Raw genomic sequence first — 24,867 nt, forward strand, 5'->3', positions numbered from 1 at the left:
CTCGAAGGAGAGTTTTTACAGGCTCTCCCTGACACCCCAAGGAGACGGATTCATGAAAGCATTTTTTCATCCGACGCAGGACCTGCACATCCCGAAGACGTATTTCACCCGAGGCCAGATGCGCCAGCCTCAGGAGGTGCCTGATCGCACTGGCCAGATGCTTGAAGGCCTTAAAGCCATGGGCATCCCGGTACTGCAGCCGGCCGACCAGGGCGCCGGCCCGATCTCCAAGGTGCACGACCTGGGTTACCTGCGATTCCTCGAATCCGCCCACCGGCGCTGGATGGAAATGGAAGACTGGGGCGACGAGGTAATGTCGAATATTTTCGTACGTTCCCCCAACGCCATGCGGGGCATCCTGGCCGAAGCCGCCTGTTACCTGGCAGACGGCAGCTGCCCCATTGGCGAGAATACCTGGAAAGCGGCCTACTGGTCGGCCCAGACCGCCCTGGGTGCCGCCGACGCGCTGATCGCCGGAGAACGCAACGCCTACGCCGTGTGCAGGCCACCGGGCCATCACGCCCGCAAGGACGCCGCCGGTGGATTCTGCTACCTGAACAACGCCGCCATCGCGGCCGAGCACATGAAGAGCCGGTTCCCGCGAACGGTGATCCTGGACACCGACATGCATCATGGCCAGGGCATTCAGGAGATCTTCTACGACCGCAGCGACGTGCTGTACATCTCCATCCACGGCGACCCCACCAACTTCTATCCGGTGGTCAGCGGCTTCGAGGACGAACGCGGGGAAGGCGAAGGCTATGGCTACAACATCAACCTGCCCATGCCCCACGGCTCCAGCGAGGACGATTTCTTCGCCAAACTGGATGAAGCCCTGGCCGCCATTCGCCTGTACCAGCCGGATGTGCTGATCCTGACCCTGGGTTTCGATATCTACAAGAACGACCCGCAGGCGAAAGTTTCGGTGACTTCCGAAGGCTTCTGTCGGCTGAGCACGCACCTTCGTCAGCTGGGCTTACCCACGCTGGTGGTGCAGGAAGGCGGGTATGATCTGGACGCCCTCAGCGAGAACGTCCAGCAGTTTTTCAAGGGGTTGGAGGGCTGATCAGACCGCCGGGGCATACACCTTGATGTTGCCATGCCCCTCAGCCTTCAGGTGGCCGGCGTGCATGCGGCTCATGGTGCCCCGGTCGCAGTACAGCAGGTATTGGCGGTTGCCCGGCAGTTCCGCCACCTGCTGATTCAGCTCGTAGAAAGGAATTTTGAGCACATCGTTGTTGGTCAGGGTCAGTGGCGAGCGCTCTTCTTCTGACGGGTGGCGAACGTCGATGATCACGTCATCTACCGACGGCGTCTGGATCAACTCCACCTCTTCCGGCGTCTGGGTGCTGTCCAGTAGCTGGCTGACCATGGTGTCGGTGCGGTTAGCAATGGCATCGGCCAGGGCGGCCGGGTTCATATTCGCCTCTTCTTCCTCCACCCGATGCAGCTTGGCGCGGGTGACCGGCTTGCTGGAAATCACGCCGCAATACTCCGGCATGTTGCGGGCAAACGGCTCGGTACCGATGTCCTTGGCAATTCGAATGATTTCCTGCTTGTCCATGGCAATCAGCGGACGCAGCACCACCTCGTCACTGGCACGGTCCACCACATTCAGATTGGTCAGGGTCTGGCTGGAGACCTGGGCCACCGCATCGCCCATGACCAGCCCCGAGGCGTTGTAATCCCGGGAGATCTCGGCAGCGGCCTTGAGCATCATCCGTTTGAGCACCACGCCCCAGTGGCGATGGTTGACCGAGCGCATGATCTCGGCGACCACACCCTCAAACGGCACAGAAATAAACTTGACGTTGTGGGACGAACCATAACGCTCCCACAGGTAGTGAGCCACCTGGCGCACGCCCACTTCATGGGCCGCACCGCCCAGGTTAAAGAACAGATAATGACTGCGAATACCACGGCGCATCATCAGGTAGGCAGCCACCGACGAGTCGTAGCCGCCGGAAATCAGCGTCATCACCGTTTCTACCGTCCCCAGCGGATAACCGCCAAGACCCTCGTGGCGACGATGGGCAATATGGTAGCTGTCGTCCTTTACCTCAATACGAACTTCCAAATCCGGTGATTTCAGATCTACGCCTTTGGCGTCGGAGCCCTGCAACAACGCCGCGCCCACTGAACGCTCCAGGTCAATGGAACGGAAATCATGATCGCCATGACGGCGGGCGCGAACGGCAAACGTCTTGCCTTTCAGGCGTTCGGCATAGGCCTGCACCGCCTTTTCGCCCACATCGTCAAGATCGACAAACGGAAACACCCCGATCTCCTGGATGGTCGAGATGCCGGGAATGCGCACCAGCTCATCAATCACCGGGCCGGCAAGGCTGCGGCCATCGGGCACATCCACGTCCACCCGGTCCCAGCTGCCATCCACACGGATCTCCGGATCCAGCCGGGCCAGTAATTTACGGATATTCTGCCGCAACTGGCGCATCTGCTGCTGGCGAACGGGTTTACTCTTGATAGCCACTTCCGGGGCGGGACGAATCAGCAATTTCATAAAAAAAGACTTTGATCGGAATAACGTCGGGTGGCGTAAAAGCCAGAAAGACCTTAGTGTACCCTTTCGCCAGACTGGCTCAAAATCCGTCATTGCCGAAACCATCAGGAGCTTCACCAACGATGACTGAAACCACCATGAATGCCCTGGTCTCCCCCGAGGGCAGCCTCGAGATCCTTTCCAACTACGAGGTAAACCGGCTCAAGGACAAGAGCGAGGGTGGTCTGTATCGCCTGTTCCGCCAGTGTGCACTGGCCGTGCTCAATACCGGCGTCGAAACCGACGATTGTAAGGAGTTGATGGAAGCCCACGCCGATTTCGATGTGCGGCTGGTACCCCAGCCCCGGGGGCTGAAACTGGAGCTGATCAACGCACCCGGCCACGCCTTTGTGGACGGCGAAATGCTGCGCGCCATCCGCGAACACCTGTTTTCCGTGTTGCGCGATATCGTCTACAGCCACTCCCTGCCCAACAGCGTGGCGGGCTTCCGCAAAGACAACCCCGAAGACCTAACGAATCTGGTGTTCCACATTCTGCGCAACGCCAGGGTACTGGAGGCGGGGCGTCAGCCAGACCTGGTGGTGTGCTGGGGCGGCCATTCCATCAGCCACGACGAATACCAGTACAGCAAGGATGTCGGGCACCAGTTGGGGCTGCGCGGCCTGAGTATCTGCACCGGTTGCGGCCCGGGCGCCATGAAAGGCCCGATGAAAGGCGCCACCATCGGCCACGCCAAGCAACGGGTGAAGAATGGCCGTTACATCGGCATTACTGAGCCGGGCATTATCGGTGCCGAGGCGCCAAACCCGATTGTAAACGAGCTGGTGATCATGCCGGATATCGAGAAGCGTCTCGAGGCCTTTGTTCGCTGTGGCCATGGTGTGATTGTATTCCCGGGCGGCGTAGGCACCGCAGAGGAGATTCTGTACCTGCTCGGCATTCTGCTGCACCCGGACAACGTTGACCTGCCTTTCCCGGTGGTGTTTACCGGCCGCCAGGAAAATGCCGAATACTTCGAAATGATCGACAAGTTTATCCGCAACGCCCTGGGCGATGAGGCTGCCAGCAAATACGAGATCATCATCGATGATCCGATACGGGTCGCCCAGACCATGAAGCAGGGCATGAAAGACGTGGAGACCTTCCGCCGCGCCATGCAGGATGCCTACTACTTCAACTGGATGCTGAAGATAGATCCGGTATTCCAGCTACCGTTCGAGCCGAACCATGACAACATGCGGGCTCTGGAACTGCATCGCGATCAACCGGTTCACCTGATTGCGGCGAATCTGCGCAAAGCGTTCAGCGGGATTGTGGCGGGTAACGTGAAGGAAAGCGGAATTCGGCAGGTGCAGGAGAAAGGGCCGTTTGAAATCGCCGGTGACCCGACGCTGATCAAGCCTCTGGAGGCCATGCTGGAGCAGTTTGTGGCGCAGAACCGGATGAAACTGCCGGGGTCATCCGCTTATCGGCCCAGTTACCGGATTGTCAGTGGTGCGGCCTGAGCCGCACCACTGCTGGGCAATTACTTGCCGCCAGCCGGCAGGCTTGCGAAGTAAGCCGCCAGGTTAGCGATATCTTCATCGCTCAGGGCAGTTGCCTGGCCCTGCATGACCGGAGCCTGGCCACCCTGACGCTGACCCGCCTTGTAAGCTTTCAGGGCAGCAACCAGGTACTGCTCTTTCTGGCCTGCCAGGTTCGGGTAGATGGGCACCTGAGAGATACCGTTCTGGCCGTGGCACGCGGCACAGACCGCAGCCTTGGCCTTGCCAGCTTCGATGTCACCAGCGGCCATGGAAGCGACCGGTACCATCGCGCCAGCTGCGAACAGGCCCGCTACTGCAAGATGCTTCAGATTCATTGTGTTCACCCTCTCATCGTTTTAACGTTCACATTCCGGCATAAGAACCGGTCAGTAACTCAGGTTTCACTTATAGCACACCCGCCCGTGAGCTCAAATGTGATAGATCAAGGACTTTCGTGCGACCATAGTCCTCTTTTACGCCTGAGCATTGTGAACGACAGTACGAACAAACCACAAATACCCAATCAGAGATACCACCGGAGAACCAAGCCATGCCAGTTGAGGTACAGGAGCTCCCCTGCCGGGAAGGACACATCGGCCTGCTCACCCTGAACGAGCCGGGCACCCTCAATGCCCTGACCGAGGAAATGGTCAACCAGGCGCAACAGGCGCTGGCGCAATGGGCCGAGGATTCCCGTATCTGCCTGGTGGTTCTGCAGGGGGCGGGAGACCGGGCGTTCTGTGCCGGAGGCAACATCCGGGCCCTGTACCCGGCACTGACAGGCGATGGCGACAAAGCCGCGCCCGCGCGGTTCTTTGCGGCGGAATACCGTCTCGACTTTACCCTGCACCGGTTCCCCAAGCCGGTGGTGGGCATGGCCGGCGGCATTGTCATGGGCGGGGGCCTGGGCCTGCTGGCGGCCTGCCGTTACCGGTTAATCTACCCGAATGTCACCATGGCTATGCCCGAGATCAGCATCGGCCTGTTCCCCGATGTTGGCGCCAGCTGGTTCCTGAACCGCCTCCCCGGTCGGCTCGGCTTGTTCATGGGCCTGACCGGCGCCCGCCTGAATGTCGCCGACGCCTTGCGAGTGGGCCTGGCTGATATGGTGATCGAAGCAGACCAGAGCAGCGCCCTGCTTGAACGGCTGCAGGAGGAACGCTGGACCGGTGAAACCGCCGCCGACGACAACCGTCTGTTCCGCCTTTTGAACCAGCTGGAGGCACTCGATTACCGCACACTGGCCCCGGGACACCTGGAACAGCACGAACAGACCATCGCAAGGCTGAGCGCAGGCGACGAGCTACCGGCCATCGTTGAGAAACTTGGGAATTCGCAGAGTACCGATTCCTGGTGGCAGGAGTGCATCCACACCCTGAAAACCGGCTGCCCGGTCACGGCCTGGCTGATCTGGCACCAGATACAGAAAGGCCAGCAGATGTCTTTGAAGGATGTGTTCCGAATGGAGCTGGCCATGGCCGAAGAGTGCACCCGGAGACCCGATCTGGCCGAGGGCATTCGCGCCCTGCTGGTAGACAAGGACCGCTCCCCAGAGTGGTCTTACGCCTCGGTTGTCGAAGTGCCGCAAGAGGTGGTTGAACGGCATTTTCAGCCGGTGTGGGATGACACGACCGACCCAATGATGCTGGACAGCCTCTGAATCAGCGGGCGGCGCCCGCCTGCACCAGCAGCATTTCAAGATCCTGGTTGTTGCTGGCGCGGGCCAAGTCAAGGGCGGTGGTGCCATCAGCACGGCGATAGTGTACATCGGCACCGGCCGCCAGCAGCATTTCGGCGGTCAGAAGGTCACCACTGGCCACTACTTTCATCAACAGAGATTCTCCACCCTGGTTGACGTTCACATTACCGCCCGCCGCCAGCAGGGCCCTGACCACCGCAAGGTGGCCGTTTTCAGCGGCCTGGATAACCGCGGTGTAGCCGTCGGCACTACGGGCATTCACGTCTGCGCCAGCGGCCAGTAACAACCGGACAATACGGCGGTTGCCGTTGGTGGCCGCCACCATAAGCGGGGTTTGCTCCGCTCCGGCCTGGGCATCCGGGCTCACCCCGCTGGACAGCAGCTCCAGTACTGCCCGATCCTCATTGGCGCGCACCGCGGCCATCAGTTCCTCGGGGTTTGCACCGGCCTCTTCGGCTTCAGGTGCTGACCCGGTTGTGCTGCATCCGGCCAGCAGCGCCAGTGCCAGGAAAAATACCAGGTGGAAATAGCTGCTCGCGTCCCTGCCCATGTCTGAAATCTCTTGTTTGCGTTTTGCAGCTATTCTGATCAGCCAGTCACCGGAATTAAATCGAACCGGTCACAACTCCGCCTCGTTTTGCAGAAGTTCACGAACCAGCAATCGCAGTTGCGTTTCGGCGTCTCGCTGGCCCCGGCAAAGCCCGGCCTCCTGCAACTGTGCCCAGGACCAGCCCTGCAATACGGCACGACACCAGAGCATTGCCTCCGGATGGCTTTGAATTCGTTGAGGCATACCCTTGCAGACAGAAAGCCCCTGCAAGACCGGCAAGGTGAGCTCAAAGCCGCGAAAGCCATACGCAAAGTGGGTCAGATCCCGCCGATCATCGTCGTCCAGCCCTGTCTGTGAGGGCAAAGCTTCGGAGACGGCCAGCAACAGCTCATGGTCCAGCTCAGGCCAATGGCGGGGCATCAGAGCTAGCCAGTGTCTGGCGAAACGGGTGCCGAGCTGTTGCTGAAGCCGCAGCCCCGGCCCAGACGTGCCCTTCAGCATTTGCAGGGGAAACTCGCCGGTGGAAGCCTCCTGGCTCAGGCCCATGCGTACGACTCGCAAACCACATCGACGCCAGAACGCCAACAACCCCGACTCGCCACCAAAGCTGGTACCCAGTGCATCTATTCCAAGCTGGACACAGGCTTCACGGGCGGCCGCCACCAGCCGTTGCCCGACCCCAAGCCTGCGTGCCGACTCAGCCACGGCTACACGGACGACTCGCAGGGTCTTCAGAGCAGCGGCGGCGGGCATCCCCCCATGATTGGCCAGTGACTGGGCCAGCAGATGGCCCCGGAGCCGCCGTTTTCCAGCGACAACCTCATCCGCCAGGTCCGGAGCCAGGCCACCCTCTGTGGATGCCCAGAGCACGCCGATGGTCTGCCCCTTCACACTGGCGCGCCAGGTCAGCGCGGCGGGGTCATCAAGCCACTGCCGCAGATCGCCGGGAGTGGTCCGATAATGAGCATTGACCAGCAGACCGAAGGCCTCAGCCAATGCCTGCTCACTGGCCGCGGCAGGTTGCCAGCGTTCAATGTGTACGTCGCCGGCGACAACCGATTCCGGCTCCGGCGCGTCCGCTGACAACAGATACAGCTGGAAAATCAGCCGTTCCAACGGGTCGCCTTCTGCCCAGCGAATGGGCTCACGAACGCTCACTGCGCGCCAGTGTGGAGTTTCCTGCTCCAGAATCTGTCGGAAACGCAAGGCAAAGCCCCGGCCGGTACCTTCATAGCCATGCACCGTGCTGGCAAACACCACCCTCGGCCAGCCCAGTAACACGGCTTTCAGCCACTGCGCCGGCAACCCGGCCGCTTCATCCACCATGACCACTTCCGCCGCCGGCCGCTGCGACAACAACTCCTGTGGTGGCAGAAAGCACAACTCATGACCGAACCGAGTGGTCAGTTGAGTCGGCGTATCCATTGCCAGAGCATCACCCAGTTCCTGCCGGGCGTGACCGAACAGGGTAGCCACGTTATCCGCTGAAGGCGCCGTCACCAGCACCCGTTTCCGGCCTGATTCGAGCAAGCGAGCAGCAGCGATGCCAAGTGCCGCAGATTTGCCGCGCCCGCGATCGGCAGTAACCACCAGCGGCCGTCGGCGGCGGCCCTGGCCAGTGCGCACAATGTCGGCAACCAGAGCCTGCTGCTCGGCCGTCTGCCCGGGTTGAAAGCCCGTCCTGACCGGTTCCGTCAGGTTCAGCTCAGTCACGGTAACATCTGCCGCCGCAAGCCGAATGACATCGGGATCTTCGGCCAGTATCGCCGCCAACCGGGCAGCAAAGGGATGAGCACTCGTCCGATCCAGCCCGGTTCGGCCATAGTCCGGATCGTCAAAGTCCGACCACTTCGCCAGCGGGGGCATCAACCAGAACAGCAATCCACCGGCCCGTAATGTGCCGGACAGTGCCGCAAACGCATCCGGAGACGTTCCCTCCCAGCCATCCCAGACCAGTACGGGCAGTTCCCGGCCCAGTACACGCTGGTAATCTTTAACACGCAGATGACCGAGCCCAGCCCTGGCCGCATCCTGCTCGCGCCCGACCCAAATTCCCTCAGCACTCGACAACGCCTGCAACAACCCGGCTACCCGCGCCACCGCAACCTGCCGCTCTCCCTCAACCAACACCATCCGGCGCTGGCCGCTATCCGCCAGGGCTTGCTGGAACCCGCACCAGTCAGAGGCTGTTGTCTCGGTTTGATCACTCACGTTAATTCGGACCTGCTGGGCATAAGAATGTATCGGAGCCTGAGTTATGCCGGGATTATGCGGCAGCGCTATCCGCACTACCAGTTGCCCAGTACAATAGCGACCATGCCGAGCGAAACCCAAGCCCCCGACCACCTGTCCCTACCGGATTACCTGACCGACGAGCAGCGCGCCATCATCACGGCCGGTTACGAGCATGCGGTGATTACGGCCGTGGCTGGCAGCGGCAAAACCTCCACGCTGGCCTGGCGCATCCGCTACCTGCTGGCCCAGGGCCACGATCCGGACCGGATGCTGGTGCTGATGTTCAACCGCAGCGCCAAGGTAGACTTTGAGCGCAAGCTGCAGTCCGTCTGCGAGCAGAGCGGGCTGGCCCTGCCGGAAATCCGTACCTACCACGCCATGGGCCTGCGGCTGTATCGTCGGTTCGTCCGGGAAGGCTATCTGCCGGGCTTTTCGGAAAAGATCCTGACCGAACAGGAGATCAGCTTCCAGGCCTGGTTGCTGACCCGGCGGCTGGCACCGGAGGAACTGGCCGATGAAATCCGCCGCAACAAGAAGGATTTTGTCGAAACCGCCACCGGCTTTATCGACCGGGTCAAAACCGGGCTGGCACCCGCGGAGGTGGTATTCGAAGAGCTGGGCTACTCCGACAAACACCGCTACCTGATCGACCTGTTCCACGCCTTCGAGCAGTGGCGTAAAAGCGAAAGCCGCATCAGCTACGCCGACATGCTGTATGAGCCGGTGATGGCCATCCATCAGAACCCGCCATTGCAGCGCCTGGTGGGTAACAAAATGGATCTGATCCTGGTGGACGAGTACCAGGACACCAACGAGATCCAGCACCTGCTTCTGCGTTATGTGGCCGGTGACCGCGCCCGGGTAACCGTGGTCGGCGACCCGGACCAGACCATCTACGAATTCCGTGGTGCCCGGCCCGAGTTCATTCTGCGCAAATTCAGTGATGAGTTTGAAAGCCCGCTGGAGCAGACCCTCAGCTACACCTTCCGTTACGGCCACCGGGTGGCACTGCTGGCCAACCATCTGATCTGCCACAACACCGGCCGCCGGGATGTGATGTGCCATTCCCACCCGGGTACCCCCGACACCGAAATCCATCTGCATCAGGCCGAAAACGATGGCAACCAGGTGCTTTCTATCCTGCAGGGACTGGCGCCAGACCAACAAAGCCAGAGCGCCATCCTGTTCCGGGTCTGGAGCCAGAGCGTGCCGATTGAACTGAAACTACTGGCACGCCAGATTCCCTACCGGATCGACGCCGGTAAGGGCGCGCTGTTCAGTCGCGAGGTTCAGGCGGTGCAGGCCCTGCTGCTGGTGGTTACCCGTCGGCTCGACAAGCTGGCAGAAAATGACCGGCTGGACATTGCCCGCCAGATTCTGAGGTTCCCCCATGTGGGCCTGAAAGAACCGGAACTGGAAAACCTGGCGCGATTCCTGGCGGCGTTCGACATCGGCTGGCACGAGCGGCTGCTCAGTCTGGATTTCGACGCACTGGCGCCGATGGCGGCCAGAAAGCTGAAAAAACTCGGTGAAGTCCTGCAGCAACTCGACCGCTATCAGGGGCCGGTGGCTGGCCTGATCACCGTCTATGCCGAGCACACGGATCTCTATGAGGGTATTCGCAGTCTCGCACTGACCCATGACAGCGCCGAGGAGCGGATTGATACTATTCAGGGCTTCCGGGACTATCTGAAAAGCCTGGAAGTCAATGCCGACGGCGCCCTGGACCACCTCAGCCTGTTGAAACAGCAGGCCAGCGAACATCGGGACGAGGGTGTCCTGCTTTCCACCATTCACCGGACCAAGGGACTGGAATGGCCCGTGGTAATCATTCCCGGCCTGCAGGAAAAATACCTGCCCTACAGCCCACGACCCCAGGACGACGCCCGTGCCCTGCTGGAAAGCGAGCGCAGGTTGCTTTACGTGGGCATGACCCGCACCCGCCACCATCTACACCTGATTACCCGGCCCACCCCGGCCAGCCCGCATCTGGCGGGCGACCAAGGTCCCAGTCGATTTGTTTCCGAACTGTGCTTTGGATTAGCTCAGGAACTCGGCTCCGCGCTGGATACCGGTACTGCCCCGACAGACCAGCCCCTGAAGCTGGACCACCCGTTAACCCCCGTGAGTCTGCGATACGCTGAACGCGAGGGCGTTCAGCTGGAAAGCGAAGGAACGGTCAGCCCAAACACGGCGGAACCAGTGTGGCATCAGCAGCGTCTGTCCCATGCCATCTTTGGAACAGGCGAGGTTATCTCGGAAGATGAAAGCTCGTTCGAGGTCCGGTTTGGCAATGGCGACACGCTGAATTTCAGTAAAAAAAGCGCGCATCTGTATTTCACACCCGCAGGTGATTGATCTGTCGTGTGTGAAGGCTGCGTACAATTGCGAAGACGCCGAAAGATGCCAAATTTTGTGTTTTATGGCTTACTGGCCTAGATTTTCAGTAACGTAGTGTTTTACCGGAGTTTATCCGTTTTCATCGGAGACAGCTTCAAGACATAATAATCAGACAGGAGGTTCTGCATGAAACTCATGCGCCCGGTGGCTCTGGCCGCCCTTGCAACATCCCTTGCCACACCAGCCCTGGCGGAACGCCAGGAAACCATCTACCTGAATCCGTTTGCCGGCTTCCAGCTGTTTGACGATAAACGGGATCTGAGTGAAACCGGCACGTTCGGTGTTGGTGTCGAATACCGGTTCCGCCCCCACTGGTCAGTTGAAGCCGTGTACTCACGGGCCGATGCCGACCGCAAGTATGTGTCTGGCGAGTCCGATTTTGACGAAATCCGGGTTGACGGCACCTACTACTTCGCCGGCCCGGAAGCAGCCTGGAACCCTTACGTTTCTCTGGGTGCAGGCCATGCCGACTTCGGGCTGGGAGATACCATTTCCTACCGTACGGCAGGCACCGATCACGATGAAACCCGGGTAAACGTGGGTACCGGCTTCCGCTACAACGTCAGTGATGGCATTTCCATTCGTGGCGATCTGCGGGAATTCCACGGCATTGATGAAAGCACCTTCGACACCATGGTCTCGCTTGGCTTGAGCTGGGCCTTTACCCGCACAGTTTCTGCCCCGGCCCCGAAAGCACCGGCCGATGCCGACAGCGACGGCGTGCCCGATACTCGCGACCAGTGCCCGGGCACTCCGGCCGGTGCGAGTGTCGACAGCCGTGGCTGCGAGCTGGACAGCGATAACGACGGTGTGGCCGACAGCCGCGATCAGTGCCCCAACACCCCAGCCGGCGCAGAAGTAAACAGCCGCGGCTGTGAGCTCGACAGCGACAACGATGGCGTGGTGAACAGCCAGGATCAATGCCCGGACACTACTGCCGGCGCCACTGTGGATGAAACCGGTTGCGAAGGTATTACTGAAACGGTGGAAACCATTGAACTGCGGGTTCAGTTCCCCACCAACAGCTCTGTTATCGACAACGCCTATGACAACGAAATCCGTCGCGTCGCCGATTTCATGGCGGAATACCCGGAGACCACCGTTGAGATCGCCGGCCATACCGACAGCGCCGGTGAAGCAGGCTATAACCAGTTTCTGTCCCAGCGCCGGGCGGAAGCGGTTGCCGGTCGACTGACCGGGCCTCTGGGTGTCGATCCGGACCGTGTCAGCGCGGTGGGCTATGGTGAAGCCGAGCCTGTTGCCACCAATGATACGCCGGCTGGCCGTGCCCAGAACCGTCGTGTTGAGGCGCGCATCCAGGTTCGCCGTTAAGGCAACCCGGGCAACCTCGGTAAGGCGCCTTCGGGCGCCTTTCTTTTTGTCCCGCGTTCAGAAAGCGCTCAGGCTTTCAACCGCCCTCGCGTACCGCGTCGAGTAACAGGTTTCTCGGCGTCAGCTGGCGATCACAGAAGGTACCCAGCCGAACCCGGTAACCCTGCTCTTCCAGAAACACGGCGTAGTCCAGGACCAGCCAGAGTTCCAGGGGCCGCCGGAACAGGTGCCGCAGCAGTTCATGCCGGCGCACCTGGCGGTATCGTTCCTCACCGCGCGCCAGCCATTCTGCCCAGTCAACATCGGTGGGCAGAGCCAGTTGTTTCTTTGCCGCCGCCCAGCGACAGAAATCCTCGAAACGGCCATTATTGAGCCGGGCCGGGTGCGACGGTACCGGCAGGTAAAGCCTGTTGCCGGTCAGCTCCCGTTGCAGCGCATCGAAACCCAAACGCCAGGTACTGATGCGCGCGGTCTGCTCGCGTACTCTCTCCGGTGCCGTGACCGTCTCCTGAACCGCCAGCCTAAGATCGTTGCGGTCTACCGACAAACACTCGCCATACTCCCGGGTTTGCCGGGCCTGAAGCTGATACCGTTCATCCCCGGTCAGGTGGTAGCAGCAGGGTGACAGACTGAGCCGGGGCAAACCCGCCTGGGCACCAGAGCGCATCAGTCGGCGGTGCAGATCCCCACAGGCGTGCAGCGCCACCCCATGGTGGCGCTCAGGCAGTTTGAGGCCATCGACCATCACATCCTGATGAGACAAGCGAACCGGGTCGCCATAGTGCTCGGCCAGGCGGTTGCCATCGGTCACCAGTTCCGGATTCCATTCAAATCCGGTTACTTCCATCGCCCCCCGCTGGGCCAGGGTCCGGCCCAGGTGACCCTTGCCACAACACCAGTCCAGTACCGGATAGCCCAGGGGTGAAATTGCAGCGGCGAATGCGCCGGCCTGCTGTCGTTTTCGGCCAGGCATATCAACGGCGGCCACCTCCGCCAATTCCGCCTGCCGGCCCTCGGCCTCGGTCGCCAGACGAGGTAAATCAAGCAGATCCCGGTACCGGGCCAGCGCCGGAACATACCTGGCTAACACCGAGGACAGTTCCGGGAGCCGCTCCTCCCAGTCCTGACAGTACCCCTCTGGAAGCGCCTCCAGCCAGCGCGCCAGGTCCGGATGCGCGTCGCGCCAGGCGGGGGCAGGTTCCATGAACGGGATGGGGCGCCAGAGTGGCTCCAGTTCCCGCAGCCAGTCATTCAAAGACTGCCAGCGCTGGTAAAAACAACCCGAGGCTTGGTGTAAACTCGCCGCCGGAGGTAATGTCATGAAACTGGCCTTTGTACTGGTTGAACCGAAAGTCCCGGAAAATGTCGGCGCCGCTGCGCGGGCCCTGTGCACCATGGGTTTTTCCGAGCTATGGCTGGTCAATTCCGACCTGCATACGCGGCCCGAAGCCCACTGGCTGGCCCATGGCAGTGACCACATTCTGGATAATGCGCGCATTTTCCCCGATCTGGCCGCGGTTAGAAACTCCGCGGATTTGCTGATGGGCACCTCAGCCAAGCCCCGCCATCATCGGCAGGACTGGCATGAACCTGGCGCACTGCGCTCGGTACTGGCCAATAAAGGCGGCTCGGTGGCGACGGCGGCGCTGGTGTTTGGTCGTGAGGACCGGGGCCTGGCCAATGAAGAACTGGCCCTGTGCGATCTGCTTACCGGCTTTCCGATGGCGGTCAGCTATCCATCCCTGAATCTGTCCCAGGCGGTCATGCTGTATGCCTGGGAGCTGTCCGGACTGGCGCGCCAGAGTAACAGCACGCCCGAGGTCGCCTCAGATGCCAGCCTCGGCGCCTTGCGACAACGCCTGGAAACACTGTTACCGGCGCTGGAGGCACCGGCCGACAGCAAGCTGTCGCAGTGGGTATTCCAGCGCCTGCCCATGCTTTCCGAACGGGACGTCGGCTTTGCTCACACCCTGTGCGGCAACCTCGAGCACAAACTCTGAGCTTACTCCTGGAACCTTCCGGGCCGGAACGCATCCAGCGGCACGGCCGGTTCTTCACCGTCGATAACCTGGGCAATCACCGAGGCGCTGCCCGCCGACAGGGTCCAGCCGAAAGTACCGTGGCCGGTATTCAGGAACAGATTCCGGCGTGGCCCTCGGCCGATGATGGCCGGGCCATCCGGAGTCATGGGGCGGAAACCGGTCCAGGTTTCGGCAGCCTCAAGATCCGCGCAGCCGGGAAAGCGTGAACGCACGGATTTCTTGATGGTGGCAATGCGCGCCTCGGGAATGTCGCGATTGAAGTCCGCCAGTTCGACAAAGCCCGTGGCCCGGAGCCGATTGCCCAGTCGGGTCGACACCACTTTCAGGTTATCGTCGTGGATCGTGCTGACCGGGGCCTTGCCCGGATCACTCAGGGGTACCGTCAGGCTGTAACCCTTGATCGGATAGATCGGCAGCTCCAGCCCCAGGGGCCGAACCAGCTGCGGTGACCAGCATCCTGCACAAACCACCACCGCATCCGCTTCCAGGGTGGCTAACTCGCCGCCGCGGGTTCGATACTCGATCCCGTTCACCTTCTCGTCATCAAACAACAGCCGCTCAACCTCGACACCATAGTGAAAACTTGCACCTTGCTGTTCACACACCTGCGCCAGTGCCCGGGAAAACAGGTGGCAATCGCCGGTGCCGTCTGTGTCATAGCTGATAGCACCATAGAGAGGCCCGTCTCCGGTCATGCCCGGCTCTGCGGCTCGCACCTGCTCGGGCGTGAGCAGCTGCGAGGCGATGCCCAGCTCATTCAGCAGGTCGTGAATCTCACGATAATCATCCATGGCCTCCGGGCTGCTGGCCAGGTGCAGCAGGCCCTTGTGGTCGCCATCGAAGTTCAGGTCATGCTCCTGCTCCAGAGCCAGAAAGCGCTCCCGACTGTGGATACCCAGACGCAGCATGGCCCGCTTATTCAGGCCAAACAGGCCCGGGCTCCAGGCGTAGCGCAGGGTGGCAAACATAAACTTGATGGCTTCCACCGAAGGCGGCATCCGCAGCTTGAGCGGGCCGTCGGTTTTGAACAGCCAGGGCAGTGCCTTGAAGACCATGGAGGGATCAGCCCAAGGGTAAACCACACCGTAAGACCGCTGGGCGGCGTTGCCTTTACTGGTCTCATTACCCGCAAGGTCGTGTCGCTCCAGCAGAGTCACCTGGTGCCCGCGGCGAATCAGTTCCCTGGCGGTGGTAACACCCACCACGCCACCCCCTACCACTGCGATGTGCATAATTCCTCCATTAGCTGACACCATTCGCTGCCAGCAGCTGACGATAGTCTTCCAGTACATCCGGATGTTCCGCCGGGTAGTCCGGCGCAAGCTGTTTCAGCACCCCGGCCAGCAAGGCCGCCACAATCGCCCGGGCCTGGGGCTTGCGGTCGCCGGGCACAATGAACCAGGGGGCTTCCTCGGTGTGGGTCTGAGCCAGGGCTTCCTCGGCGAAGGCCTGATAACGGGTGCGCTGTTTCCAGCCCTCGATGTCCGAGCGGTCAAACTTCCAGCGCTTCCTGGGCTTGTCCAGACGTTTGAGCAATCGCTGTTTGTGCTCATCCTCGGAGAGATTGAGCCAGATTTTTACGACACAGGTGCCTTCGCTGACCAGGTGACGCTCAAAATGTCGTATCGCCTCGAACCGGGCCGGCCAGTGATAGGTGTCGGCATCACGCACGGGCCATACCCGCTCCCCGATCACGGCCTCATGATGACTACGGTTGAAGGCCACCATCTGGCCATAGGCGGGGAGATAGGGCGTCACCCGCCAGAGAAAATCATGCGCTGCTTCCGTTTCATTGGGTCGCCCGAATGACCAGGCATGAAAGCCGGCCGGGTCAGCATAGGTGGCCAGCGTCCGGATCAGGCTGTCTTTGCCGCTGGTGTCCGGGCCATGGATGACGACCAGCAATGCCCGCTTACGATTCGCCCACAACCGCCTCTGGTACTCTCCGATGTCCTCAAGACTGGCTTCAAGCGCAGGCAGCTTGTCTTCGCCCTCGTACAGGGAGGGATAGCCTTCGAGAGCCGGCTTGTCGGGATTCAGGAACCAGGAACGGGCAAACGCCGTATACTTCATCAAGGAAACTCCCTATCGCCACGATGCAGGTCAGTAATCGTACAAAGTGATAAACTTGTGTGATTCGCTTCTCAGAATAGCATCCATACACCGACCCTGATGGAGTCTAGTACCCCGGCATGAGCAAGAAACGTCGTGAGATTCCCGTATTTGATCATCCGATCATCGAGACCCACTGCCACCTGGACTACCTGAAAGACCGGCCGTTGTCCGATACCCTGGAGCAAAGCCAGCGGGTCAACATCGAAAAGGTGATCACCATTGCCGTGTCACCTGAGAACCTGGCCGCAGTGCGCGAGCTGGCTGGTTCGGCTGACTGGGTGTTTGGTACCCAGGGCATTCATCCCCATGAAGCGGAAACCTATACCGATGAGGTGGAGGCGGAAATTCGCCAGCATGCCACCGACGACAAGATCGTGGCCGTGGGCGAGATCGGGTTGGACTATTTCTACGACAATGCCGATCGCGCCGTGCAGCGGGACGTGTTTCGCCGGCAACTGCAGATTGCCTGCGACAGCGACCGCCCGGTGGTAATTCACAGCCGCGACGCCGATGACGACACCATCGCGATTCTCAAAGAGTTCGAGCATTCGCTGGAGCGCCGGGGTGTTATTCACAGCTTCACCTCCGGACCCGGGCTGGCACAATACGCCATCGACCAGGGCTGGTGCCTGGGCTTCAACGGCATCACCACCTTCAACAAGGCAGAGAACGTGCGGGACATTGTGCGCATGACACCCATCGAGCAGATCCTGCTGGAAACTGATGCCCCGTTCCTGACGCCTGTGCCCTATCGCGGCCGTGAAAACGCACCGTTTTACCTGCCGTTCGTGGCCGAGAAAATTGCCGCAGTAAAGGACTTGCCCCTGGATCAGGTATTGAGCCAGACCTATCAAAACAGCCTGCGGACGTTTTTCCCCCATCAATGATCAAACGCATTCCCATCTCTGCCCTGAAGGTCGGTATGTACATTACCGACCTCAACAACGACTGGATCCCCCATAACACACAGCGCAAGAAAGGGATTATCAAGCGGGAAGAGACCATTGAGAAAATCCGCAGGATGGGTGTGCAGTATGTCTACATTGATGTCAGCCGGGGCGCCGACTGTCAGGATTCCGAGCCGGCGGCGGAGGTGGACCGGCGCAATGAAACGGCCCTGCAGAATGCCGGAGCCCTGAAACCGGGGTATACCCCCAGGGCACCGTTGGCAGAAGAAATTGTCATTGCCCAGCGGGTGCACAGCCAGGCCCAGAACCTGGTGGGCAGTTTCATGAATAACGTCAAGATCGGTGGCGCAATCGATGTGGCCCCTATCCATCAGTTAGCTGACGAATTACAGAATTCAGTGCTGCGCAATGCCAATGCGCTGAGCTGCCTTGGCCGGATCCGGGAAAAGGACAACTACCTGCTGGAGCATTCGGTCAACCTGAGCGTACTGATGTCGCTGTTCGGCAGTTATCGGAAACTGGCGGCCGACATCCTGCACCAGACCATCGTCGGTGCGCTGCTGCATGATCTGGGCAAAATCCTCACCCCCGATGAGATTCTGCATAAACCCGGCCGGCTGACGGCGGAAGAATTCGAGGTGATGAAACTGCATGCCCGCCACTCCCGGGATATTCTTGCCAGCACCGAGGGCATTGGCGAAATCGCGGTCATCACGGCAGCCCAGCACCACGAAAAACTCGATGGCAGCGGCTATCCAGAAGGCCTCAAAGGGGAAGAAATTACCGAATACGGGCGCATGGTGGCCATAACCGATGTCTACGACGCCATCACCTCTGACCGCGTCTACCATAAAGGCATGACGCCGACCCAGGGCCTGAAAAAACTGCTGGAATGGTCCGGCGACCATCTGGACCCGGTTCTGGTAAAACAGTTTATCCGCTGCATTGGCCTGTACCCGGTCGGTTCGCTGGTGCTGCTGGAGAGCGGGCGGCTGGGCGTGGTGGTGGAAACCAACGACGCCGACCAGCGGTTGCCCGTAGTGCGTGTGATGTACCACACCCGCTTCCGGCTGCCGATTACTGTGGAAACCATTGATCTGTCACGGCCTGGCAATCAGGACCGGATTGTCAGGGCAGTCGACCCGGAAGACTACAAGCTCGATATCCGGAAGTTTCTGATCTGACGCTCCGAAACCCGCCCGGGCTCTGCTAGGCTAGTGGTAGAGCCCCATCCACAACAAAGATACTCCATCATGCTGTCATCGGTTTTCCAGGTTCTGGGCGGTCTGGCCCTGTTTCTCCTGGCTATGGAGATGATGACTAACGGTCTGAAAAACGCCGCCGGCCATCATCTGCGCCATATGCTGGGACACTGGACCAGGACTCCGCTACGCGGTCTGTTTGCCGGCTTTGTCATTACCGGTATCGTGCAGCATTCCGGGGCGGTTACCGTGGCAACCATCGGTTTTGTGAATGCCGGCCTGATGACGCTGGCCCAGTCCCTGGGTGTCGTTTTCGGCTCCAACATTGGTACCACCATGACCGGCTGGCTGGTCAGCCTGATTGGCTTCGGCTTCAAGATCGAGGCCATGGCGCTGCCGCTGCTGGCGGCCGGGGTGGGCTTCAAACTGATCAGCCGCAACCCGAGAAACCAGTTTCTGGGGGAAGCGCTGGCAGGCTTTGCGCTGTTTTTCCTGGGCCTGTCGATTCTCAAAACCGCGCTCGAATCATCAGCCCTGGGCTTCCAGAACGGCAACCTGATCAATGCCGACTACGGCCTGCCGGCCTACATGCTGATGGGCCTGCTGGCCACGGTTCTTACCCAGTCCTCCAGCGCCGCCCTGGCCATCGTACTCACCGCTGCGGCCGGCGGCCTGATTTCGCTCGATAACGCCGCGGCGGCGGTGATTGGCGCCAACCTGGGCTCAACGTCGACCGCCGCGCTGTCGGCCCTGAAAGCCACGGCAAACGCCCGCCGGCTGGCCACCGGCCATATCCTGTTCAACCTGGTCACCGGCATCATCGCCCTGCTGGTGCTGCCGGCCATGCTCTGGCTGGTGAATATCCTGACCGACTGGCTGGATCTGGAAGCCAACCCGGCGGTTTCGCTGGCCCTGTTCCATACCCTGTTCAACGTTCTGGGTGCCGCCATCATGCTGCCCTTCACCCTGCCATTCGCCCGTTTTCTGGGCCGGCTATTCCGCAGCAAGGAAGAAGACAACGCCGAACCGCGATATCTCGATGACACCCTGGTGACGACACCAGAACTGGCCATCGGCGCCGTGGATCAGGAGATGAAGCGGTTGATTGGCCACAGCCGGGGGTTGCTGCGGGTATGCCTGGATCGGGAAAGCCTGGGGGAATCCGATGTGCGCCCGAAGGCCGATGCCGTGCGTAATCTGAACCTAGCCATTAACGACTATATCGGGCGCCTGAGAGCCGAGAAAATGCACCCGTCGGTGGTGGATGCGCTGACGCTGAGCATTCGCACCTGCCGTTACCTGGCGGAAGCCACTGAGCTGACCCTGCATCTGGTCAGGCTCCGGGCGCTGGCACGCCGCACGGATTTCGACACACTGGAGCCGGTTTTCAACCGTTATTTCGAGGTTATTCGGGTGCTGGTGGCGTCAGAAGCGCCAGCGCCGGAGCAGTTCCAGGAAGCCGAAACAGTCTACCATCAGCTTAAAGCCGCCACCCTGCAGAAGATGATCCGGCGGGAGTTCAGTTCCAGCCTGGGTGACCAGGTTCTGGACGAACTCAGCGCTGTGCGCCGGCTCACCGATCAGTGGAGCAAGGCACTGTATTGGCAGGATGGTGTGGGGTTACTCAACCACAGCCATGATCAGGCATCGGTATCCTGAAAACAGCAGTAGCGGTTCTTGCCTTCGCGCTTGGCCCGATACATGGCCTGGTCAGCCTGGCGAAGCAGCTGATCACCGTCAATCTCCTCACCTTGCGGGTACAGGGTGTAACCCATACTCGCGGACACTTCAACGCTGTGATTGGCCACCCACACCGGTTCGGCAATCACCGTTAGCAACCGTGAAAGCAGAACATCCAGGGTCGCCGCGTCCGGGACATTGACGATGATGGCGGCAAACTCGTCGCCGCCCAACCGTGCCAGACTGTCCTCCTCCCGGAGGGTCGCACGCATTCGCCGGGCCACTTCCACCAGCAAGCCATCACCGGCATCGTGACCAAAGGCATCATTCACCGGTTTGAACTGGTCCAGATCGATGTAGACAACCGCCAACCGGTAATTCTGCCGGCGGGCCTGGGCCATGGACTGGTGCAGACGATCCGAGAACAGTACCCGGTTCGGCAGATTGGTCAGGGCGTCGTAGTGCGCCATGATCTTGAGCTGCTTCTCGATCTCTTTCTGTCGGGTGATATCACTGAACACACCTACAAAGTGGGACAGCTCGCCCTGCTCATCCAGTACGCTGCTCAGGGTAAGGTTCAGTACAATGGCCTGGCCTTCCTGGTGCCGGGCGGCGAATTCCCCGCTCCACACACCGTGCCGGTTGGCAGCCACCAGTATGGCACTGCCCTCATCCACCGGCATGGGCGGCAAACTGCCAATGGCAGACTTGTGATCCCGCCCGGTAATCTGGGTATAGGCTTCATTGATATCCATCACCACGCCGTGGGCATCCGTAATGAATATGGCTTCGCGGGCATTCTTGAACACCCTCAGCGCCAACCGTTGCTGTTCCTCGGCCTGTTTTCGGCGGCTGATGTCGTGCCAGGAACAAAGTACCGAAGGGATGTCACTGTCGTGTTCATAAACCGGAGCCAGGGTCATGGCCACCCACACCCGGCCCCCGTCCGAGCGTACAAACAACCATTCTGTCTGGGACACCTCTCCGGCCGTCACCCGGGCAAAAAGCGCCTCGGACTTCTGTGACGACGGAGTTCCATCCGGCTGGCTATGGGGCGAGAAGGCCGCCAGGGATTTGCCCAGCAGCGACGCTTCTGACGTGTAGCCCACCAGATCCACTGCGGCCCGATTGCAATCCACCAGCTCGCCATTACGGATCATCAGCATCGGCTGGGGCCAGCTGGCAATCAGTGAACGCAGCCGACGCTCTTCAGAAGCCAGTTGTTTCTTCTTGCGGCCAAGCCAGAGACTGGTGATCACCAGCAGTACGAACAATACAGCAACGGTAATCACCCAGTTGCGGTATTGGTGGAGTATGTCCACCCAGGTTACCCTCGGCACCTGATCGTAGGGCGGCATACGCAGGGTTCGAGTCAGCATCTCGACCGACTGATAGTCCGCTGGCGGTGAAAACCCCGCCAGACCAGCCGCCTGCGCCGCGGCATGCTCTGGCTCCAGAGCAAACAGTGCCGACGCTACCCGGCGCACCGTCCGGCTATCGACATGGGGCAGAGAAACCAGAGGCCACTCCGGGTACAGCCGGGTGGACAACACAAACGGATAGCCTCGAAGCTGCTGCGAATTGATGATTTTCAGTTCGCCGGCAAGGTTCGGGTTCTCGCTCAGCAGTTCTTCATAGATACCGGTACGGATGAATCCGACATCGGTATCGCCCGACAGCACCGAGCGGATTACCCTATCGTGATTGCCCAGAAACACCATCCGGTTGTGGCGGCGGACATCCACGCCCGCATTGACCAGCTCCAGCGCCTGGGCCTGATAACCTCCCAGATACGTCAGCCCCGGCATAGCAATACTCTTTTTCTCCAGATCCTGCAGGCGGTTGATATCGTCCCGTTCAACACGGGTAATAATCACGCCACCAATACTGCCCGTGGTTTCGCCCCGCCAGCTGCGGCGCAGGGTTGCGAGGGCTCCGGTCAGACTGCGTTCACTGCGAATCACCAGAAAATGACTGGGATTGGTGAGGAAGAAGTCGATCTGGTTGGCCGCCAGCGCCCGGTTCATATCATCTTGATTGAATACCCTCAGGTTCACCGGCATGCCGGTTTCCAGGGTCAGGTAGTCGGCCAGGGGCTGATAACGTTCATTGATCACATTATCTGGCCGGTAGGCAAAAACGCCGAGCGTTACCGAGTCCCCGGCTGCCACCGGTGCAGGCACGCTGGCAGCAACCAGCAACAGCCAAACCAGGCAGTGGGAAAGCAAAGCCTTTATCATGGCAGGCTCCGTGGCAGGAAAGCCGGATCGGTCAGGTGCTCATAGCGCAGAGGCTTATCCATCAGCCCCTCACGAACCATGATATTTTCCAGAGTCTTCGCCACCACTTCCAGCCGACCGTTGTGCGTGAGGTACCGGTGATTGGCCGAGAGTTCCGGCAACATCACGTTTGCCAGGGACTGGCGCACCATATCCGGTGACACCTCCTGGCGTGTGGCTACCCGATAGACCGCATCGTGCATGTTGCGAACCAGATGCTGCAGGCCAAGAAAATGTCCTTTCACCAGATCCCGTACCGCAGCCGGCTGCCGACTGGCCGCAGCATCCGTGACCACCAGCAGATCGAATATGGTTTCCGGCAGTTGGCTGCTGTCAAACAGACGTACCGCACCTTCGGCCACCAGCCGGGAGGCCTCCGGTTCGTAGCTGATGGAAGCATCGATATCACCACGCTGCCAGGCCCGGATATGTTCGTTGACCGGTAAATCCACCACCGATATGTCGTTGCTGGTCAGGCCCGCACGCTCCAGCACCGAGAACAGCAGGATGCCGGACACGCCACCGAGTTCCACGGCCACCCGCCGGCCCCTCAACCCCGAAAGACCGGTGATTTCGGGCCGAACCAGCAGCACATCCGCGCCCACGGAGACATTGGTGACGGCTACAGCCTTCACCGGTACACCTGCGGCAAGAACTCTCAGGGTTTCATCCAAGGTCAGGGCTGCGGCGTACAGGTTGCCAGAAATCAGTCCACCGATGGAATCACTGGCTGCCTGGCCTTTTACCAGTTGCACCGTTGCCGGCAGCCAACCAAATTCTTCTGCGAGGTACAGGGGTTCGTAACCAATCCAGGGGTGGATACCGGTTCTCAGGGGGGCAGACCGGGTGCAACCGCTCACGCCCGCGGCAACAGCGGCAGCTATCGTCAGTTGCAGAAATTGACGGCGGTGCATCCAGAGGCTCCGGAAAAGCGATGGTTATTCTTTGCATACTAATCCGTAGCCACTATAGCCGTAAATCTGACCAAAGCATTGCACCGGGTCAAATTGAGCAAAATCAACCTATCCCAGCGACAGAAAAACGCCCATCAGCACCGGAGAAAGCAAGGACAGCAGGAATCCGGAGGCGATAGCCACCGGCACACAGGCCAGGCCGCCACTGCTGCGAATGACCGGCAGCGTGAAATCCATGGCGGTGGCACCGCCATAACCGATGGCCATGGCCGGCCGGGCATGGATCACCAGCGGAATCAGGGCCAGGGCGATGATCTCCCGAAGGACATCGTTCAGGAAAGCAACACCGCCCCAGGCCGGCCCCAGGGCATCGCCAATAACAATGCCTGAGAGAGAATACCAACCAAACCCGGAGGCCAGGGCCAAAGACTGATGCCAGGGAATATCCAGCACCGGTACCAGAGCCAGCCCCGCCACCAGCGAGCTAACCACCAGGGCCAGTGCAATGCCCAGCCCCTGGCGGTTCATCAGCAGTTTGCGCAATGACAGGCCGGCATTGCGCAGTTGCAGGCCTATAAGGAACAGCAGCAACATCAACGCCCAGGTAGCCACATCGTCCACCATGGGCAGCTCCGGGAACAGGAAATACCCGAGCAGAGCACCGATAAGCACGGACAATAGAGGTTTGAGGCCGGCCAGGAACAGGCGGCCATAACCGGGCCTGGAACCTGTTTCAGCCGCCTCCGTGTGCATGGGCTGCCAGCGGTGAAACAGCCAAAGGCCCGCCATGTTCGCCACCAGCAAGACCAGCACCAGCCCCGCCACCTGGGCGGCCATGGTACCCAGTTGGCCCAGCAGCCCTTCCATCTGCCCCAGCCCCAATCCCAGCAGAGCCAGAATGAAATACACCAGGGCTTCCACCGAATAGTGAATCAGGGTCATCAGCTGGCGATTGGAGAGGGCAATGGCAAAACCCAGGAACAACGGAGCCAGTATCAGGAGCGCACCGGTCAGCATGACAACCTCGAATGAATACAGGAATAAAGTGCAGGACAGCTGCGGCGAAAATCAGGGGCGTTCAGTGCAGGCGCTCGCCGGAGCGGTCCTGTACCAACACCCAGGGGGCAATGACGACCGCCCAGAGTTCGGCGTTGCGATCGTACCAGGCGCGCGCGAGGTCAGGTGCCACCTCGCCCACCTGCCCGCCGGACATCCAGTGCTCGAACTGGGCCTTGTTGTCCGCCGCCAACTGGGTTGCCACATTGAGTAGATCCAGCTCTGGCGCCACTCGCACCACCTGGCCACGGGCATAATAGGTTTGCAGCTCATGCCAGTGAATGCGGGAGGTCTCCAGGTTGAGTTTGGCCTTGATTTCTTCCGGCGACTGGGGGGATGACATGACAACCTCGGTGATCAGTTCATTTGCGGCGCGCCAGCCTACCCTAAAACCGATGACGACGCACC

Annotated in this window: 20 protein-coding genes; 9 read left to right on the plus strand and 11 right to left on the minus strand. The window is 60.4% G+C overall.

Annotation, left to right across the window (positions count from 1 at the left end; all coding sequences use genetic code 11):
- Positions 1 to 52 precede the first annotated feature (52 nt).
- Positions 53 to 1,066 (plus strand): histone deacetylase family protein, encoded by a 1,014-nt coding sequence (locus ACF8YQ_RS16895; protein ID WP_224850444.1) that lies wholly within the window; start codon positions 53 to 55, stop codon positions 1,064 to 1,066.
- Here ACF8YQ_RS16895 and thiI read toward each other — a convergent pair whose 3' ends face one another.
- Positions 1,067 to 2,521, minus strand: a complete 1,455-nt coding sequence (gene thiI, locus ACF8YQ_RS16900) for a tRNA uracil 4-sulfurtransferase ThiI (protein WP_396622080.1) — start codon at positions 2,519 to 2,521, stop codon at positions 1,067 to 1,069. It lies immediately after the preceding gene.
- A gap of 122 nt (positions 2,522 to 2,643) precedes the next feature.
- Between thiI and ppnN the strand changes: the two genes are divergently transcribed.
- On the plus strand, positions 2,644 to 4,026 hold the full coding sequence (ppnN, locus tag ACF8YQ_RS16905) for a nucleotide 5'-monophosphate nucleosidase PpnN (RefSeq protein ID WP_011787057.1): 1,383 nt from the start codon (positions 2,644 to 2,646) through the stop codon (positions 4,024 to 4,026).
- Positions 4,027 to 4,046: 20 nt separating this feature from the next.
- Here ppnN and ACF8YQ_RS16910 read toward each other — a convergent pair whose 3' ends face one another.
- Positions 4,047 to 4,382, minus strand: coding sequence for a c-type cytochrome (locus ACF8YQ_RS16910; RefSeq protein ID WP_396622081.1), 336 nt, complete (start codon positions 4,380 to 4,382; stop codon positions 4,047 to 4,049).
- A gap of 215 nt (positions 4,383 to 4,597) precedes the next feature.
- Here ACF8YQ_RS16910 and ACF8YQ_RS16915 point away from each other — a divergent pair, with 215 nt between their 5' ends.
- On the plus strand, positions 4,598 to 5,707 hold the full coding sequence (locus ACF8YQ_RS16915; RefSeq protein ID WP_396622082.1) for an enoyl-CoA hydratase/isomerase family protein: 1,110 nt from the start codon (positions 4,598 to 4,600) through the stop codon (positions 5,705 to 5,707).
- A 1-nt stretch (position 5,708) separates the two neighbouring features.
- Here the strand turns inward: ACF8YQ_RS16915 and ACF8YQ_RS16920 are convergent, their stop codons facing one another.
- Together ACF8YQ_RS16920 and ACF8YQ_RS16925 are read right to left on the minus strand one after the other, a co-directional pair.
- Positions 5,709 to 6,296, minus strand: coding sequence for an ankyrin repeat domain-containing protein (locus tag ACF8YQ_RS16920; RefSeq protein ID WP_396622083.1), 588 nt, complete (start codon positions 6,294 to 6,296; stop codon positions 5,709 to 5,711).
- Positions 6,297 to 6,365: 69 nt separating this feature from the next.
- Positions 6,366 to 8,507 carry a tRNA(Met) cytidine acetyltransferase TmcA gene (locus tag ACF8YQ_RS16925; RefSeq protein ID WP_396622084.1) on the minus strand — a complete coding sequence of 714 codons (2,142 nt, stop codon included), beginning with the start codon at positions 8,505 to 8,507 and terminating at the stop codon, positions 6,366 to 6,368.
- A gap of 57 nt (positions 8,508 to 8,564) precedes the next feature.
- Here ACF8YQ_RS16925 and ACF8YQ_RS16930 point away from each other — a divergent pair, with 57 nt between their 5' ends.
- Positions 8,565 to 10,889: an ATP-dependent helicase gene (locus ACF8YQ_RS16930; protein WP_396623326.1), complete on the plus strand. Its 2,325-nt coding sequence runs from the start codon at positions 8,565 to 8,567 to the stop codon at positions 10,887 to 10,889.
- A 168-nt stretch (positions 10,890 to 11,057) separates the two neighbouring features.
- The gene (locus ACF8YQ_RS16935) at positions 11,058 to 12,263 is read left to right on the plus strand and encodes an OmpA family protein (RefSeq protein ID WP_226596078.1); all 1,206 of its coding nucleotides are present in this window, start codon (positions 11,058 to 11,060) and stop codon (positions 12,261 to 12,263) included.
- Between the two features lie 76 nt (positions 12,264 to 12,339).
- Here the strand turns inward: ACF8YQ_RS16935 and ACF8YQ_RS16940 are convergent, their stop codons facing one another.
- Positions 12,340 to 13,584 carry a methyltransferase gene (locus tag ACF8YQ_RS16940; RefSeq protein WP_396622085.1) on the minus strand — a complete coding sequence of 415 codons (1,245 nt, stop codon included), beginning with the start codon at positions 13,582 to 13,584 and terminating at the stop codon, positions 12,340 to 12,342.
- On the opposite strand from ACF8YQ_RS16940, the gene ACF8YQ_RS16945 reads away from it, so the two are divergent.
- Positions 13,583 to 14,263: a tRNA/rRNA methyltransferase gene (locus ACF8YQ_RS16945; protein ID WP_396622086.1), complete on the plus strand. Its 681-nt coding sequence runs from the start codon at positions 13,583 to 13,585 to the stop codon at positions 14,261 to 14,263. The genes ACF8YQ_RS16940 and ACF8YQ_RS16945 overlap by 2 nt on opposite strands.
- Positions 14,264 to 14,265: 2 nt before the next feature.
- On the opposite strand, the gene ACF8YQ_RS16950 is transcribed toward ACF8YQ_RS16945, so the two are convergent.
- Both ACF8YQ_RS16950 and ACF8YQ_RS16955 read right to left on the minus strand, forming a co-directional pair.
- Entirely contained in the window at positions 14,266 to 15,537 is a 1,272-nt protein-coding gene (locus ACF8YQ_RS16950) for a D-amino acid dehydrogenase (protein WP_396622087.1), read from the minus strand.
- 10 nt (positions 15,538 to 15,547) lie between these two features.
- Positions 15,548 to 16,378 (minus strand): polyphosphate kinase 2 family protein, encoded by an 831-nt coding sequence (locus tag ACF8YQ_RS16955; RefSeq protein WP_396622088.1) that lies wholly within the window; start codon positions 16,376 to 16,378, stop codon positions 15,548 to 15,550.
- A gap of 119 nt (positions 16,379 to 16,497) precedes the next feature.
- Here ACF8YQ_RS16955 and ACF8YQ_RS16960 point away from each other — a divergent pair, with 119 nt between their 5' ends.
- The 3 genes from ACF8YQ_RS16960 to ACF8YQ_RS16970 all read left to right on the plus strand — a co-directional run bounded on the left by ACF8YQ_RS16960 (position 16,498) and on the right by ACF8YQ_RS16970 (position 20,189).
- Positions 16,498 to 17,307, plus strand: coding sequence for a TatD family hydrolase (locus ACF8YQ_RS16960; RefSeq protein ID WP_014422913.1), 810 nt, complete (start codon positions 16,498 to 16,500; stop codon positions 17,305 to 17,307).
- A complete protein-coding gene (locus ACF8YQ_RS16965) occupies positions 17,304 to 18,512 on the plus strand; it encodes an HD-GYP domain-containing protein (protein ID WP_396622089.1) in 1,209 nt (402 codons plus the stop codon). The genes ACF8YQ_RS16960 and ACF8YQ_RS16965 overlap by 4 nt, the downstream gene beginning before the upstream one ends.
- Positions 18,513 to 18,581: 69 nt before the next feature.
- Entirely contained in the window at positions 18,582 to 20,189 is a 1,608-nt protein-coding gene (locus tag ACF8YQ_RS16970) for a Na/Pi cotransporter family protein (RefSeq protein ID WP_396622090.1), read from the plus strand.
- Here the strand turns inward: ACF8YQ_RS16970 and ACF8YQ_RS16975 are convergent.
- The 4 genes from ACF8YQ_RS16975 to ACF8YQ_RS16990 all read right to left on the minus strand — a co-directional run bounded on the left by ACF8YQ_RS16975 (position 20,171) and on the right by ACF8YQ_RS16990 (position 24,802).
- The gene (locus ACF8YQ_RS16975) at positions 20,171 to 22,450 is read right to left on the minus strand and encodes a diguanylate cyclase domain-containing protein (RefSeq protein WP_396622091.1); all 2,280 of its coding nucleotides are present in this window, start codon (positions 22,448 to 22,450) and stop codon (positions 20,171 to 20,173) included. The genes ACF8YQ_RS16970 and ACF8YQ_RS16975 overlap by 19 nt on opposite strands.
- Positions 22,447 to 23,403 carry an ABC transporter substrate-binding protein gene (locus ACF8YQ_RS16980; protein WP_396622092.1) on the minus strand — a complete coding sequence of 319 codons (957 nt, stop codon included), beginning with the start codon at positions 23,401 to 23,403 and terminating at the stop codon, positions 22,447 to 22,449. Before ACF8YQ_RS16980 ends, ACF8YQ_RS16975 begins: the two co-directional genes overlap by 4 nt.
- Before the next feature lie 108 nt (positions 23,404 to 23,511).
- Complete coding sequence (locus ACF8YQ_RS16985; protein WP_224850430.1) at positions 23,512 to 24,420, minus strand: lysine exporter LysO family protein; 909 nt, start codon at positions 24,418 to 24,420, stop codon at positions 23,512 to 23,514.
- Between the two features lie 61 nt (positions 24,421 to 24,481).
- The gene (locus ACF8YQ_RS16990) at positions 24,482 to 24,802 is read right to left on the minus strand and encodes a DUF2288 domain-containing protein (protein ID WP_023012109.1); all 321 of its coding nucleotides are present in this window, start codon (positions 24,800 to 24,802) and stop codon (positions 24,482 to 24,484) included.
- Between the last annotated feature and the right edge of the window lie 65 nt (positions 24,803 to 24,867).

Source organism: Marinobacter sp. W-8, assembly GCF_044342215.1.
GTDB classification, from domain to species: domain Bacteria; phylum Pseudomonadota; class Gammaproteobacteria; order Pseudomonadales; family Oleiphilaceae; genus Marinobacter; species Marinobacter nauticus.